This window comes from Variovorax sp. GW823-FHT04B03, assembly GCF_058796495.1.
Genome location: NZ_JBXAIT010000002.1, coordinates 732,190 through 747,507 on the forward strand (window position 1 = coordinate 732,190; position 15,318 = coordinate 747,507).

General features: G+C 72.7%; 7 protein-coding genes. All 7 read right to left on the reverse strand.

Translation table 11 applies throughout. The annotated features are described in order from the left end of the window. Positions 1 to 58: 58 nt before the first annotated feature. Positions 59 to 10,096: a two-partner secretion domain-containing protein gene (locus AC1RAD_RS12215; protein WP_492735000.1), complete on the reverse strand. Its 10,038-nt coding sequence runs from the start codon at positions 10,094 to 10,096 to the stop codon at positions 59 to 61. A 139-nt stretch (positions 10,097 to 10,235) separates the two neighbouring features. Next, the gene (locus AC1RAD_RS12220) at positions 10,236 to 11,201 is read right to left on the reverse strand and encodes a FecR family protein (protein WP_492735002.1); all 966 of its coding nucleotides are present in this window, start codon (positions 11,199 to 11,201) and stop codon (positions 10,236 to 10,238) included. Between the two features lie 73 nt (positions 11,202 to 11,274). Further along, positions 11,275 to 11,820, reverse strand: coding sequence for an RNA polymerase sigma factor (locus AC1RAD_RS12225; protein WP_492735004.1), 546 nt, complete (start codon positions 11,818 to 11,820; stop codon positions 11,275 to 11,277). A gap of 10 nt (positions 11,821 to 11,830) precedes the next feature. Then, positions 11,831 to 12,580, reverse strand: coding sequence for a TonB C-terminal domain-containing protein (locus AC1RAD_RS12230; RefSeq protein ID WP_492735005.1), 750 nt, complete (start codon positions 12,578 to 12,580; stop codon positions 11,831 to 11,833). Between the two features lie 80 nt (positions 12,581 to 12,660). Further along, positions 12,661 to 13,947, reverse strand: coding sequence for a trypsin-like peptidase domain-containing protein (locus AC1RAD_RS12235; RefSeq protein ID WP_095747650.1), 1,287 nt, complete (start codon positions 13,945 to 13,947; stop codon positions 12,661 to 12,663). A 64-nt stretch (positions 13,948 to 14,011) separates the two neighbouring features. Further along, the gene (locus AC1RAD_RS12240; protein ID WP_223301342.1) at positions 14,012 to 14,476 is read right to left on the reverse strand and encodes a YbaB/EbfC family DNA-binding protein; all 465 of its coding nucleotides are present in this window, start codon (positions 14,474 to 14,476) and stop codon (positions 14,012 to 14,014) included. Positions 14,477 to 14,508: 32 nt separating this feature from the next. After that, positions 14,509 to 15,261 (reverse strand): S1 family peptidase, encoded by a 753-nt coding sequence (locus AC1RAD_RS12245; RefSeq protein ID WP_492735008.1) that lies wholly within the window; start codon positions 15,259 to 15,261, stop codon positions 14,509 to 14,511. Positions 15,262 to 15,318 lie beyond the last annotated feature (57 nt).

Here is a 15,318-nt window from a genome sequence, read left to right on the forward strand (position 1 = left end):
TTCGGTGAGCCCGTAGACCAGGGGCAGGCTGCCGAGGGTGCCGGCCTGCAGCTGCACGTCACCCCGGAGGTTGACGATCGCCCCGTTGAGCCCGGCGTCGGAGTCGCCACCGGCACCCTCGACGTAGGGCCTGTGGAGCGGATTGAAGGCACCGCCCACGCGCACGAGCACGTCGCCACCGCCCGTCAGGCTCAGGCTGCCGTCGGCCAGCACACGGCCGGTGCCGCCCACCGCCAGCACCAGGCCCTGGCTGCGCCGGCTGTCGGCGTACGAATCTGTCTTGGCGCCGCGCCGTCCCTGCAGGCCCGCGTTGCCGCCCACGTCCACGCGCAGGTCGCCGCCGCCCAGCGTGCCGAAGCCGGTGAAGCCAAGCAACTTGTCGGCCGCCTCGGGCGTGCCGACATAGGAGCCGAAGTTGATCCACCACGCCGTGGGCTGGTCCTGCCCGCCACCGAGGCTCGCGCCCGTGCCTTGGCGCCACAGCCAGTTGCCGATGGCGCCGCTGCTGAAGCCCTTGTCCGCGGGATTCGGCCGCCCCGCACCGCTGCCCCCGGCGACCAGCATCGTGTCGCCGGTCAGGTCGCCGCCGGCCTTCAGCGTCAGGTTGCCGCCGGAGGCGGGGTACCAGGCGCGTGCCAGGTTCTGCGTGCCGCCATCGACGAACTTCTCGTAGCCACCGCTCGCGTCGTTGAGCACCGTGCCCTTGGCGCCCACCGCGCGCGGCAGGTTGTAAGGGTCGCCGGCCCGCGTGGCCTGCGACGAGGCGCCGGCGGTGTACACGCCGAACAGCGAATCCATGCGCAGGTTGCCGGCGGCCAGCAGGTCGAGATCGGCCGCGCCGGTGCGCACCACGCTGAAGCGCGTGCTGCCCGGCAGGTAGCTGTACTCCGGGGCGGTGATGACGCAATAGCTGGGAAGGTCCACGCAAAGCTCCGGGTACTGGATGTCCGCGAAATCGATGGGCTTGCCAGCCATGCTCTCGTCGCCCACGAAGTTGATGGACCCTTCCACGCTCCACAACTCGCCGCCGGGCTTCAGCTTGCCGAACATCCCGTAGTGGCTGTCCGCCAGCCGCAGGTTGCCCCGGCCCGCCGCCGGATGCACCTGCACGATGCGGTTGTCCGCCGCGTTCAGGTCTGCACCCGCGGCCAGCCGCACCGACCACGACTGCGAACCTTCGGGCAGCATCGCCGCCGCGGCCCACAGCCTGCCGGCGCCGTCCGGGCGCAGGTTCACCGAAGTCACCCCGCCGGGCAGCTTGATGTTGGTCGCGGCCGGGAGCAGCGCGCCCAGCGGCAGCGTGAGGGCGCCGTTGAGCACGAACTTCTTGCCATCGCCGGGCAGCGGCACGCCCTTGGGCCACACCACGCCCGACAGCGTGGCCGCCGACGGCAGGCGCATGCCGGCCCCCAGCCGCGTGCCCACCGGCAGCGTCACGTTGGCGCCGCTCACGATGCTGCCCGCCGCGAACAGCAGCGCGCCCGCGGCGTTGCGCACGTCGGCGCTCAGCACCGTGCCCACCTTCAGTTCGAGCGCCTTGGCCAGCACGCTGGCCACCGGCATCACCTGCCCGGCCACGAAGAGCGTCGACTTGATCGGCAGGTCGTAGTTGAGGGTGCCGGCGCCCCCTTCGAAGGTCGTGCCGTCGGCCAGCACCACGCCGCCGCGCGGCAGCACGGTGTCGCCGCGCAGCAGGTTGACGCCCGGCAGCAGCAGCCAGCCGCCGTCGTCCGGCGTGGCGGGCGGCGGCGCGAAGCCGTCGTTGAGGCTGCCGAAGATGTCGAGGTTGCCGCCCGCGCGAAGGGCCAGCGCGCCCACCTCGCCCGAGCCGTACACGCCGGTCTTTGGTGTGTGCGGGTTGGCGCTCGCATAGCGGTAGCCCGACAGGTCGATGTCGCCCTGCACCACCAGGTCGCCGTCGGGTGTCTTGCTGACGACCTCCACGCCGGGACGCAGGTGGAAGGCATCGGCATAGCGCGCGTTGTTCAGGCCTGCGAGCTTGCCGTTCATCAGCGCGCCGTTGGCCAGCGCGTTGTCGATGAAGACGGTGCTCTGCAGGTGCTTGGCGTCGAGGTACGCCTGGTCGATGACCTGGTAGGGCCGGCCGGTGGCCGCGGCGTCGGTGCCGAAGCGTGCATCGTCGTAGCGCCACATGCCGTTCACGGCGATGGAGCGCGCGCCCTCGATGGCGAGAGTGCCGCTGGCGTCGATGCGGATGTCGCCGACGGTCTCGCCGGTGCGGCCCGCGTTGAGTTCCAGCGTGCCGCGCGCCCTGCCGTCGTTCTGGCCCGGTTCGCCGCCCACCTTGGCGTCGGTGCCGTGGCGCAGGTCGATGCGCGAACCCGAGGCCAGCGTGAGCTGCCCGTCGTTCGACGTGAGCTCCACCATCGCGCGGTTCGGCGAATCGATGATCTGGCCGTGGCTGTCCACGCGCAGCGTGCGGCCGTGCGCGTCGAGCACGGCGCTGCCGGCCAGCGTGAGGTTGTGTTTCGCGGCCAGGCTGATACGGCCCACACGCTCGCCGCTCGCGTCGATGGTGCCGGTGACGGTGAGGCTGCCGTTGTCGAGCGACACGTTCACCTCGCCGGCCTTCAGGCCGTTGCCGATGGCGAGGTCGCCCTGGCGCAGCTGGAAGCCGCGCGCCGAACACGCCGCCGTCGTTCAGGCGCTGGTTGAGCGCCGCGAACTCGGCATCGCCGAGCTGCCGTGCGCGCACGTCCACACTGCCCGCCGCGAACGGCACCCGCGTGCCGCCCGCGTCGTAGTGGCCGCTGCTCGCGCCGAGGATGCGGCCCTGCAGGTCGACCTGGCCGGCGGCATCGTCGAGCGCCATCGCCTTCAGCGTGCCCGCACGGTTGTTCTGCGCCGAGATGTCGATCACCGACCCCGCCGCCTGCCGCAGGTTGCCGTGCAGGCTTTCGAGCACCACGTCGCCACCGGCGCTGTACCTGCTCAGGTCGTTGAACACCACCTCGCGGCCCGACAGGTCGAGCACCGCGCGGTCGGTCAGCACGAGGTCGCGTTCGGCGCTCAGCGTGAGCTTGCCGCTGGGCAGCGCCACGGCGGTGTCCAGCGTCAACTCGCGCCCGCGCAGGCTCAGCTCGGCGCCCAGCGCGGCATCGCCGGTGGCCGCCGCCGGCGCGCCCGCGGGTGCGGCCACGCGCAGCGTGCCACCCGCCGTGATGCGGTTCACCGAGCCCGCCTCGCCCGTCAGCAGCGGCGCCACGATGCGCAGGTTGCCGCCGCTGTACGCATAGCCCTTGCCCGCTTCGTACGCGCCCTGCGACTGGTAGACCGACAGACTGCCCTTGTGGTTGGCGCTCACGCGCTCGGAGGCCTTGAGGTTCACGTCGGCAAAGCCCAGCACCAGGCGACCCGCGTCTTCCAGGCCGCTCGGCTGGCTGTGGGGGCCATAACCGAACTCGATGTGCTCGGCCTCGATGTTCAGCGTGCCGCTGCCGGTGCCCGCGCCACCACGCACCACGGCCGACGGCGCCGTGGTCGCGCCCTGCCACACCAGGCGGCCGGTGCGGATGGTGGCCACGTCGTCCGCGCCGCCCTGCCCATAGATGGCAGGCGTGGCCAGCACCAGCTGCGCCATCGTCGCCTTGCCGGTGGCGGGGTCGATGGTGTCCAGCGCCGCGGTGCCGAAGAAGTTGACGCCGCCGCTGGCGCTCAACTCCAGTGTTTCGAGCGCGGGCGCGCCGTACTGCCGGTCGCCGCGCAGCAGGCGGTCGAGCAGGGCCTGGCTCATGGCCAGTCCCGGCGGCAGCGTGTGGTTCTGCGCGGCGGCGGCCAGCGCGGCGCTGTCGCCCACGTTGATGCCGCGCACCGCCAGCGTGAGGTGGCGCGTGCCGTAGCGCACCGCCTCGTTCATCTCGAAGCGGTCGGGCGTCACCATGGCGATGGTGCCTTCGGAATACAGCTCGGTCTGCCCGCTGCACGACGCGCTGGCACACACGCCGATCTGCAGGCTGCGGTTGTCCGAGGTGGCCTGGGTCTGCGGCACCGGCAGCGTGCTCACCCGGCCGTTGGAGACCATCAGCATCTGGCCGGTCGCGGCGTAGACGAAGCCGTCGCCGGCATCGTAGGCGGCCTTGCCACGGCCCAGGGTGTGGATGCGCGCGCCCTGCTCGACCACCACGCTGAGCGGCGTGCCCTCGGTCGCGCCCACCGCGGCCAGGAACACCTCGGGTGCGGACAGCACCGCCCCCTGGCGAAGCACCACGCTCTGCCCGCCGTCGCCGGTCTGGATGACGTTGCCGCTCTGCCCATAGTCGGCGCCCTGCAACCCGCCGATGACCAGGCGCGACGCGCCCATGCCACTGAGCGCGCCCGCATCGAGCGTGACGCCCTGGAAGCCCGCCGTCGCCGACGCGCCGGCCGCGACGATCTCGAGGCCCAATTGCTCCTCGCTGCTCGTGGCCACCACGGAACCGCCCCGCCCGCCCGCGCCCGCCCGAAAGCGCGCCGTGCCGTCGAAGCGCAAGGCCTCGGCGCCCGCGCCGGGCGCGAGCTTCAGGTGCAGGTTGCGCGCGTCCGCCGGCAGCATGGCGCGCGGCACGCCCACGCGCAGCGCGTCGGCACGCACGAAGTCGCCGTAGCCCATCTCGTTGTATTGCGAGTAGCTGCGCAGCACCTCGCCCGAAGTCACGATCGCCTGACGGAACAGCGTGTCGCCGATGCCGGTGCGGCCCACGCCCAACTGCGCGGCCGTGAGCCACGAGCCGTTGCGCATCGCCATCGTGCCGGTGGGCGCGCCCAGGCCGGCCGCGCCGTTCAGCTCCACGCGGAAGGCGCCTTGCTGCAGCGCATAGGTCGAGGGCATCAGCGTGTAGGTGCCCGCGGGCAGGCCCGGCACGCCGGCGCCGATGGTGATGTGCTGACCCACGAGCGGATCGACCGCGCCCTTCTCCGCGCCCGTGGGCGCCACCGCCGGCTGCACGCCGGGCACGATGGCATACACGGGGTTGGTCGCGAGCCCCGGCAGCGTGAAGCCGCCGCGGGCGCCGACCTGCATCAGCGGGCTGAAGCGCGCGTCGGTCGAGCCGCCGCGTCCGCTCACGAAGCCCGCGCCCCGGAGGTTGCCGCCGCCCGACAGGTCGAGCGTGGCGCCTTCCTGGCCTTGCACGCTGGCCCCCATGAACGTGAGGCCGATCGTCTGGTTGCGCTTGTAGGTGTCGCCCGCGCCCACGCCGGTGAGCTTGACCTGCTTGCCGTCGTACAGGTAGTTGATGCCGTCGACCGTGCCGCCATAGGGCATGTCCAGCCCCTCGCCGCTCACCGACGTGAGGCTGCCGGGCAGCAGCCTGACCTGCGTGGTGAGCGCATCGCCGAGCGTCAGCTGCCCGAGCGGCACCCGCACCACGCCGCCCTGCTCGATGACGCCGGCGCGCAGCGACAGGTCGCCGAAGGCCGAGTACGGCACGTCCGGGGTCGCGCCGGTGCCCTCGATGCGCAGCACCGTGTCGGGCCGGTAGGTGCCGTCCGGCGCCAGGCCCGCGGACACCAGCGCCACCACGCCCGTGGCAGGGTAGATCTGCGCGGCGCGCAGGGTCAGACTGCCGGGCACGACGAGGCTCGTGGAAACGCCGACGTCTTGCCGGCCTTGCAGAAAGCGCAGGTCGCCGCTGCTGGCCAGCGTGACATGGCCGAAGGCGGCCAGGTCGACCGTGGGCGCTTCGCTCGCGCCGTCGAGCACGGGGACCTTGCCGTTGACGCCGAAGCCCATGCCGTCGCGGATATCGATCAGCTCACCGGCCACATCGAGGCGGGTGCCGGACGGCACGCGCACCACACCGCCTTCGGCGACAGGCGCCCTCAGCACTTCGCGCGAGAACGACGGCATCGCGCCGGCCAGCCGCACGTGCGCAGCCGACAGCGCCACGTGCGCGTCATCGGGTGCGTCCTTGCCGAGCGCGAGGCCGCCCGCGTAGATCTGCAGGCCCTGCCGCATGCGCAGGTCAACGCCGTCTTCGAAGGCGAGCGTGGAGCCGGCAAACAGCGAGAGGCTGTCGAAGCCGCCGCGCCGGACCGTGTCGGTACCCAGCCGGGCCTGGCCGTAGGCGAGCGCACCGTCGTCGACGCCGGCCTGCAGGGTGTCGGGCGCGAGCGGTGCGCCTTGTTCCACACCCAGCACCAGCACGCGGTGCCGGCGCACGCGGTCTTCCGCCTGCTGCAGCGGGTCCAGGTGCAGACGCAGACCCGGCGTGCCGAGCACCACGGCCAGCGTGCCGCCGGCCGCGCGCTCGCCGCCCGCGACGGCGCGCAAGCTGCCGTCCAGTTGCAACCCGTTGTACGACGCGAGCGAGATGCTGCCGCCATTGCTGCTCACATCGGTGGCGCCCATGCCGGGCACGTCGAGCACCGCATGCGTGCCCGAGGCATCGAGCAACGCGCCCGGGCGCACGACGACGAAGTTCTGCGACGCGGTGGCCTTGCTCCCCACCGCATCGATCTCGCCGCCGACCACGATGCTGCCGCCGTCGCGCACCAGGCCGTAGCGCTTGCCGGTGGTGTCGGTGGCGGTGGCCGCGTGCGCCGACGCATCGAGCACCGCTTGCCCACCGATCCAGATCGAGCGGGCATGGGCCGTTGCATTGGCAATGTCGGCCTCGAGGTCGGTGATGTCCACCGTCTTCAGCACGATGCGCCCGCCGTTCGCGCGCAGCGTGCCGTCCACCGTGAGCTGACCGGCGCTGCGCACCTCAATGGCCTGGCCCGGGTCGACGTGGATGGCCGCGCCCTTGCCCACCACGGCCTGCACCGTCGGCAGCTCCTTGGCGAGCGTGGTCGTCGTGCCGGCCTGCAGCGACAGGCTCGCGCCCTTGCGCTGCGTGAGCACGGCCTTGGTCGCGTCTTCCTGGTAGAGCGGCGGCGTCCACACCTCGAGCGCGTCGGCCGGACGGCTGCCGGTGGCGACGTCCTGCGCGTGGGCGCCGAAGCGGTACACCGGCATCGTCACGTCGATCCGCGCACCGTCGGCCACCGTGAGGCCATGGTTGCCGATGAGCGCATAGCGGCTGAAGCCCTTGTCGAAGAAGCCGGCGTCGAGCATCAGCGTGTCGGCCTGCGCCGCGCCCGAGGTGTCGCCGATGGCGACGCGCATCGTCTGCACGGTCAGCGTGCCGCCGCCGTCCACGCCGTGGCCGCGCAGCACCGCACCGTCGAGCGCGACATGGCCGCTGCCCGTGTTGAAGCCGTCCGCCTCGAGCGTGACGCTGCCGCCCTTGCCACCTTGCGGTTTGGCCTTCGACAACAGCGCCGCGCCGGACGACACGTCGATGACGCTGCCGGCGCCCAGCACCACGTCGCCGGTGCTGCGCACGGACACGCTGCCGCCGTTGCGGTACGCCACGCCGCCCGCGTCGGCCGGGTTCGTCAGCAGGTGGGTCCACAGGCCGCGGGTGTCGAGCGTCGCACCGCCCGCGAGCACCACCGAGGTCGTGCCGCCGTCGGGCGCGGTGAGGGTGCTGGTGTCCTTCAGGTAGTTGAGGCTGATCTGTTCGAGCACGTTGCCCAGCTGGATGCCGCCGCCGCGCGCGACGAGGTCGGCGTTGACCTTCACGTTCGGGCTGTACAGCACGAGGTGGCCGCCATCGCCGACCTGCACCGCCTTGTCGACCGCGATGCTGTCGGTGGCCGCGATGCGCACCGCGCCCAGGCCAAAGCCGCTGAGCTGCGCCGCATCGAGCACCAGCGTGTCGCGGCGTTCGGCCGGCAGCGCCGTCGCGAGGTCGAGACCGGCCGCAATGCTGTCGGCCGCATCGCCCAGCACCACGTTTTTGATGCCGGCGCTGTCGAGCCGCCGGTGGATCGCACCGGCCGTCTTGTCGTAGTAGGCGTCGTAGCGGCCCACGACGAGCTGCCCGCGCTGCGCCACCGCGCCGGCCGACTGCTGGTAGCCGTCGAGCCCGGCCTGCCGCGCCTGTGTCTGCCGCTCGCCCTGGAAGGTCTCGCCGACGATCTCGCCTTCGAGCACCGCGGCCTGCGTGCCGACGATCAGCAGGCCGGCGTCGCGGCCCACGGTGTAGCCGCTTTCCAGCCGCGTCTGCGGGCCGATCAGCGGGTTGTAGAAGAAGCCCGTCGTCTTCTTGCCCCAGCGCGCGTGTTCGTCTTCGAAGCCCTTGTAGACGCCCGTGTAGCGCAGGTCGCCCGGCGCCTTCGACACTTCGTAGAGCCGCCCGTCCGCGCCCTTGAGCCAGCTCTGGTTGAGCTTGCCCGTGAGCATGTCGAGCGTGCCGCCCGAGATGTTGATGCTCGCGCCGCGCTGCGTGACGAGTTCGCCGCCGCTGAAGCCCACCACGCCGCCCTGCGCCATCCACTCGCCCACGCCGTGCGCCTGCGTGCCCAGGTAGCCGCCCACCTCGAGCAGGCCGCCGCCGGTGTACCAGCGCTCGCCCTGGTAGCCGCCGGTGCCGCCGGGCACGAAGACCAGCGAGCGCCGGTCGATCCACAGGTCGTTGTTGTTGAGGTTCTTGCTGTCGCGGTTGAGCGGCGCATCGCGCTGCTCGTTGCCCTGCACGTTGATCTTGATGTTGTTGGACTCCATCGCGAGCTTCACGCCCACCGCGCCCGACACGTCGATGCGCGCACCCTCGCGCACGAGGCTGCGCTGCTTCGCGTCGACCACCACCTGGCCGCCGGTGGCCAGCGTGAGCGAGCCGGTCTGGAACTCGACCGTGCCGCCGCTGGCGACTTCGACGCGCGACAGGTCGCGGCGGTCGTTGCCCGCCAGCACGATGGTGCCGGTGCCCAGCGGGACCGCCGGCGCCATGAGCCCGGCGCGCTGGCTGTCCAGCGCGGTCGCGCCGCCGGTGTCGAGCACGATGGCCGTGGTGCTGCCTTCGCCGAACCTGACCTGGCCCGCAGCGCCGGTCGCGTTCAGGTGCACCGTGCCGCGTGTGTTGACCGAGGTGCTGGAAAGGACGACGCCGCCCTGCACCACTTCGCGCCCGGCCAGCGTGACGTCGCCGGTGGTCGCCTGGATCAGCCCAGTGTTGCGCACCGTGCCCGCCGGGCTGTTCGTGTCCAGTGTCACCGCGACTTCGTTGCCGCGCGTGGTCGAGCCCAGGTTGCCGTCGGTGCCCACGCCCTTGCGGATGGTGAAGTGGTCGCCCGCCGCCAGCAGCGTCTGCCCGCCGGGCGTGGCGATCTCGCCGGCGTTGTGCACTTCGCTGCCCAGCAGCAGCACATAGCCGCCGCCCTGCGTGGCCGAGCCCGGCGCGGGCGTGGAAAGGCGTGCGCCGGACTGCACCTCGACGCGGCCTTGCGCGTTTTTGAAGTTGGGCGCGCTGCCGTTGGCGTACACGCCGTGGGCCTGGAACTGCGCGTCGTCGATCTGCGCCGCCGCGGCCACGAGGTTGCGCGTGTCGACCTGGCTGCTGCCGCTGAACACGATGCCGTTGCGGTTGGCGACCATCACCGTGCCGTCGGCCTTGATCTGCCCCTGGATCTGCGAAGGCCGCGCCTGCGGGTCGTTCACCTTGTTGAGCACCGCCCAGTCCTTGCGCTGCGCGAAGGCCACGGTGGTGTTGCGCCCGACGTTGAAGGTCTCCCAGTTGAGGATGGCCTTGTCGGCCGTCTGCTCGACGGTGACGACCGTGCGGCCGTCGACCTGCCGCTGCGAATCACCGGTCAGTGCGCGGGCATTCGACCAGCCGGCAGTCAGCGAATTCGTGTCGACCTTCAGGCCGCCTTCGGTCAGGCCGTCGGGCACCGAGGGGTCGTTCTGCGCGGCGCGCCGCGCGGCCGCCTGTGCCGCCTGCTGCGCCGCGATGCCGCGCGCCGCCAGGTTCAGGTTGCCGATCGACTGCTGCAGCTGCTCGCTGGCGCGCTGCTGCTGCGCGAGCGGGCTCGTGAGGTTCGCCGCCGGCAGCCCGTTGGGCATCAGGCCGGTGGCCGTGGCCGTGGCCTGCGCCGCGCCCTTGGCGTTGAACCAGGTCGGGCTGAAGGCGCGCTGCGCATGCGCCGGCGCGGCGGCCGCACCGGCGGCCAGCGCCAGCGCCATGGCCTGCGCCAGCGGCGAAATCCGGAAACTCCTCGCCTGCACGGCAGCGCCCTGGCGGCGGCTGCGGTGTCCCTCGTGTGTGTTCATCTGACGCCCAGTAAAGAATGAAATGCACCGGCACGGAATCCGTGCCCCTTACTGGACAGACCGACAGACGCAAACAAAACCGCTAAGTTTCTGGACCAATCCTGAGCGCACGCGAGGGCCAATCAGGCTGTCACATTCATCAGCTAAGCAGCAGCACGCCGCCCGGCAGCGCACGCGCCTCGAGGTCGTACGAGCGCTGGATCTGCACCAGCACCGTGTCGAGCGAGGCGATGGCGAAACGCCCGCTGACTTCGCGCCCGGCCAGGCGCTGCGCCAGCAACACCACGCGGCCCGGCCGATAGCGGTTGATCTCCTCGATCACGTGCGCCAGCGGCGTCTGCCGGAACACCAGCACGCCGCTGCGCCAGGCCGAGGCCTCGCGGCTTGCCACAGCCGCCACCGGCCCGAGCGAACCCGCGTCGTACAGCACCTGCTCGCCGGCCTGCAGATCGCGCGTGCCCCTCGCGTGCGTGACGCGCACGCGCCCTTCGAGACAGGTCACGCAGCCCCGGCCCGCGAGGTAGCGCACCTCGAAGCGACCGGCCTGCGCCTCGCTGCGGGCCGCGCCCGCCACGACGCCGAAGGGCTCCGGCCCGGCCACCAGATCGACCGCCGCCTCGCCCGCGATCAGATCGATGCCGACGACGCGGCCCTCGACGCTGCGGCGCTGCACGCTGGTCTGCGTGTTGAGCACCAGGTCGACGCCCTCGGCCACCTGCACCGCGCGCTGCTCGCCGGTGGCCGTGCGGTAGTCGGCGTTCCATTCGCCGAGCGACGGCCACAGGCCCAGCGGCGGAGAGACCACCGCCACACCCGCGGCGCCGGCTGCGCCCACCGCCGCACCGAGAAACGCGCGGCGCGCAGCCACCGGCCGCGCCGACGACACGGGAGGTCGCTGGACTTCAGCCGGCATGCCGCCGATGGCCGGGTCGAGCGCCTGCCACAGGCGCCGGGCCTGCGCCAGCGCGGGCTGGTGCAGCGGGTTGCCGTCGCGCCAGCGGCGAAAGCCCTCGACGTCGTGCTGCGTGGCCGCGCCGGAGGACAGCCGGCGCAGCCAGGCCTGCGCTTCGCGCAAGGCCTGGGCGTGTGCATCGGGCGGGGTCATCGGGGCTTCAACCCGTGCGCGCTGAAAGATGTCGCATACCCATGAGACGGCTCTCGACGCGGTGAACCGCACTTTATTTTTCATGCGGCTCCTTCGCGTCGGGTGCGCGGTCCGCGCGGCCCATGCGGGCGGCGATGTGGTCATGCGCCTCCTTGAGTTCCTTCTCCACCGTGCGCAGCGAGATGCCCAGCCGCGCCGCCACCTCGCGCTGCGGCAGGTGCTGCCAGCGCACCATCACCAGCACCTGCCGGCGCCGTGGCGGCAGCCGCTCGATGAGCGCGCGCAGCGTGGCCAGCTCCGCGCGGTCCTGCGCGATCTGCGCGGGCCCCGGCGCGGGATCGGGCGTTTCGTCGAGCAGCGCCTCGATCTCGTCGGACGTGGCCAGGCGCCCCTGCTTCGCGACCTGGTCGTAGGCCAGGTTGACGGCCACGCGCAGCAGGTAGGCGGCGGGGTCGTTCACGCCGTCGATGTCGTCGCGGCTTTCCAGGCGCAGCCAGGTGTCCTGCAGCGCGTCGCCGGCGCGCTCGGCGTTGCCCAGCCGCCGCGCAAGCCGCTGCTTGAGCTCGTCGTAGCGCGCGACCAGGAAGTCGCGCAACGCGGGCAGCGCGTTCTCGGGCATGGCGCTGGCGTCAGTGGCGCACCGGGCACTCGAGCCCGGGCGTCTGCGAGCGCGGCAGGATCAGCATCGTGAGCGGCTGCGCCATGTCCGGCGGCGGCGCGCGGTCGATGCGCAACTGCCGCAGCGTGTCGAGGATGGCCTCGTCGCGCACGCGCTCGCCGCTGGTGTGCAGCAGGAAGGCATGGGCGATGCGGCCGGTGCCGTCGATCACGAAACGCATCGCCGCGCGGTAGCCGCCCGGCGCTGCGCGCGGGTGGGCGCACAGGGCTTCCCAGACGCGGGTCTGGACCAGTCCGTCGTAGCCGCGGTGCGCGGTGGCGGGCGCGGCCTGCACCGCATCAGCTGGGCGTGCCGGCGCGGGCACAGCCGGCGCGAGCCGGAGCACGAAGGCGGTCGTGGCCCCCACGCCGGCGTCGTCGGCGACCAGGCCCGTGCCCGCGAGCAGCGCATCGAGGGCGGCCTGCGCATCGAACAGGCCATGCACGGGCGCGGCTTGGCGTCCGGCCACGCGTTCGGCATCGAAGAACACCGGCAGGCCGGTGGCGCGGCCGTACTGCTCCAGCGCCGCAGCCAGCGGCTGGGCCTCGATGTCGAAGGCGATGCGCGCGGCCTGCGGCCGAAGCGGCGCCGCATCGGACTGCGCGCGAGCGCTCATCCACGGCCCGGTCATGCAGGCGACCAGCGCGATGCTGGCCAGGGAGACGAAAGGAAAGGAAAGAGGTGCATGCCGCATGAGTTCGATACGCCCGGCGAAAGCCACGGCCCGGGGGGCATGTCGAAGCGGATGCTAGGTTCGCTGCATGACGTTCGGATGACTTGGCCGGTCAGCGCGAGGCCTTCTCAGCACTTTGGCGACCCGGCCTGCGCGCAGATCGGCACGAAGATCCGCGCCCCCGCGCGCTGCACCAGCAACGCCGCCGTGCCGTCGGCCCCCTCCAGCGCCTGGGCCAGGGCTTCGGCGCTGTCGATCGGCTGGCCGTTGAGCGCCAGGATGACGTCGCCCGGCTGCACGCCCGCGCGCGACGCCGCCACGTTCACGCGCTGCACCAGCAGTCCGCCCTCCACGCGCAGGAACTGCCGCTCGGCCGGCGCCAGCGGGCGCACCGCGAAGCCCAGGCGCGAAGGCACCGAGGCCGCTGCCGCCGCATCGCCCTGCAGGCGCGGCGTGTCGTAGCCCTCCACCTTCACCTCGACCACGTGCTCGGCGCGGTCGCGCCACACCATGAGGCGTGCGCGCTGCCCCGGCACCTGCTCGGCGATGAAGCCCAGCGCGTCGGCCGCCTGCACCACCTCGCGGCCCTGCACCGACAGGATCACGTCGCCGGTCTTCAGCCCGCCCCGCGCCGCCGCGCCGCGCGGCTCGACGTCGGTCACCAGCGCGCCGGCCGGGCGCGGCAGGCGGAAGGTGTCGGCCAGCGCCTGCCCCACCTCCTGCACGGACACGCCGATGCGCCCGCGCGTGACGGTGCCGGTGGCCAGCAGCTGGTCCTTGATGCGCATGGCGGCATCGATGGGAATGGCGAACGACAGCCCCTGGTAGCCGCCGCTGCGGCTGTAGATGCGCGAGTTGATGCCGATCACCTCGCCGCGCAGGTTGAACAGCGGCCCGCCCGAATTGCCGGGGTTGATCGGCACGTCGGTCTGCAGGAACTGCATCGACTCGGCACCCGGCAGCAGCCGCCCCTTGGCGCTGACGATGCCGGCCGTCACCGAGTTGCCGAAGCCGTAGGGCGAGCCGATGGCGGCCACGCCGTCGCCGGGCTCCACGTCCGCCGGGTCGCCGATGCGCACCGTGGGCAAGCCGGTCGCGTCGATCTTCAGCAAGGCCACGTCGGCCAGTGCGTCGAGGCCGATGAGCCGCGCCCGGAACTCGCGCCGGTCGGGCAGCTTCACGCGGATCTGCGTGCCGTGCGCGACCACGTGCGCGTTGGTGAGGATGAGCCCGTCGGCGCTCACGAGGAAGCCGCTGCCCAGGCTGCTTTCATCGGCCTCGGCCGGCGGCGCGCGCAGCAGCCAGCGGTCGCTGAAGCGGCGCGCCGGCACCGACGGCCGCTCCACGCCGATGTGGACCACGGCCGGCCCGAAGGCCTTCACCAGTGCCGCGAGCCCCGGCACGGGCCAGGGCATGGCGGCGTGCAGCGGTACTGCAGCCGCAAGGCCCAGCAGCGCCACGCAAAGGCGCCGCGATCGGTCAGGTGCGCGCGACAAAGCTCAGCGTGAGTTGCAGCACCATCGGCTGGCGCATGTCGCGCGGCGGCGGCTCGGCCAGCGGCTGCGCGGTGAGCAGCGCGCGCAGGTCGGTGTCGGCCTGCGCATCGCCCAGCGAATCGAAGGCCACGCGCTCGACCTTGCCGCTGCCCGCGACCCACACGCGCACCACCACCGGCGCGGGCGGCACGGGCTGGCCTTCCTTCAGCATGCGTTCCTGCATCCACGTGTGCAGCCGCACCACGGTGTCGCTGGCCGGGTCGCTGAGCGACGACTGCAGCTGGTTGCTGGCGAGGTTGGCGTAGCTGATCCAGTGCTGCGGCACCTGCGGCTGGGCCTGCGCCGATGCGGCCAGGGGCGCGGCGGCGGCGGACAGCCCGAGGCCGAGCCCGCCGAGCGCCAGGCGCAGGCGGCGCCAGCCGCGGATCTTGCCGGAAGAAGAGGTCATGGGAGTTCCAATGAAAAGTCGAAGAAGGACGCTCAGCCGCACAGCACGCCGACCGACAGGGTCGAGGCCCGTGCGGCGGGCGACTGCTGCGGGCCGAGCTGCGGTTCGCGGCTTTGCGCGTAGGCGATGCCGTGGGCGTCCAGGAAGTCGCGCAGGCGCGCCGCCGGCACCGCGCGCACGCGCGTCACGCCGCCCGCCACGCCCGCGGCCGAGGCCGCGCGGCTGAGCACCATGCCCGACGCATGCGGCGCGGCGGCGACACGCTCGACCACCACGCCGAGCAGCAGGCCGTCGGCGCCCAGCACCGCACTGCCGCTGGCGCCGGGTTGCACGCCCGACAGCAGCTGCAGGCCTTCCACGCCGGGCACGGTCATGGCGTTGCTGAGCAACGCCGCGCGATCGGGCATGCGCTGCAGCACCGCGTAGGCCTCGGTGAACACGCCCACGCTGCCCGGGGCCGGCGTGCGCGCGTCCGCCGCGAGCGTGGCGTGCAGGTACGGCGTGAGGGTGGTGCGCAGCACCGCGACATCGAGTTCGGCGCTCTCTGCGATCACCCGGGCCTGCGCCACCTGCGCGTCCTTGAGGGCGAACAGCGAACGGCAGCCGGCCACCGCATGGCGCGCGGTCAGCACGTCACCGGCGGCGTTGAGGAACACGCCGCTGGCGTTGGCCTCGGGCGGCGCGGCATGCACCGCACCGGCCAGGACGGCGAACGCCGTGGCCAGCAGGAACGACGCCCACGGGCGCGGGCGGGGGCCGGCAGAAGACAACAGCAGAGGGGGCATCGGACAGTCACGAAAGCTCTGAGACAAAGACGGAACTGCGCGCCCCGGAATGTCGTT

Excerpts from the sequence above, each read along its gene's own strand:
- AC1RAD_RS12215 (WP_492735000.1), bottom strand. The coding sequence starts at position 10,096 with ATGAACACACACGAGGGACACCGCAGCCGCCGCCAGGGCGCTGCCGTG.
- AC1RAD_RS12220 (WP_492735002.1), bottom strand. The coding sequence starts at position 11,201 with ATGACCCCGCCCGATGCACACGCCCAGGCCTTGCGCGAAGCGCAGGCC.
- AC1RAD_RS12225 (WP_492735004.1), bottom strand. The coding sequence starts at position 11,820 with ATGCCCGAGAACGCGCTGCCCGCGTTGCGCGACTTCCTGGTCGCGCGC.
- AC1RAD_RS12235 (WP_095747650.1), bottom strand. The coding sequence starts at position 13,947 with ATGCCCTGGCCCGTGCCGGGGCTCGCGGCACTGGTGAAGGCCTTCGGG.
- AC1RAD_RS12240 (WP_223301342.1), bottom strand. The coding sequence starts at position 14,476 with ATGACCTCTTCTTCCGGCAAGATCCGCGGCTGGCGCCGCCTGCGCCTG.
- AC1RAD_RS12245 (WP_492735008.1), bottom strand. The coding sequence starts at position 15,261 with ATGCCCCCTCTGCTGTTGTCTTCTGCCGGCCCCCGCCCGCGCCCGTGG.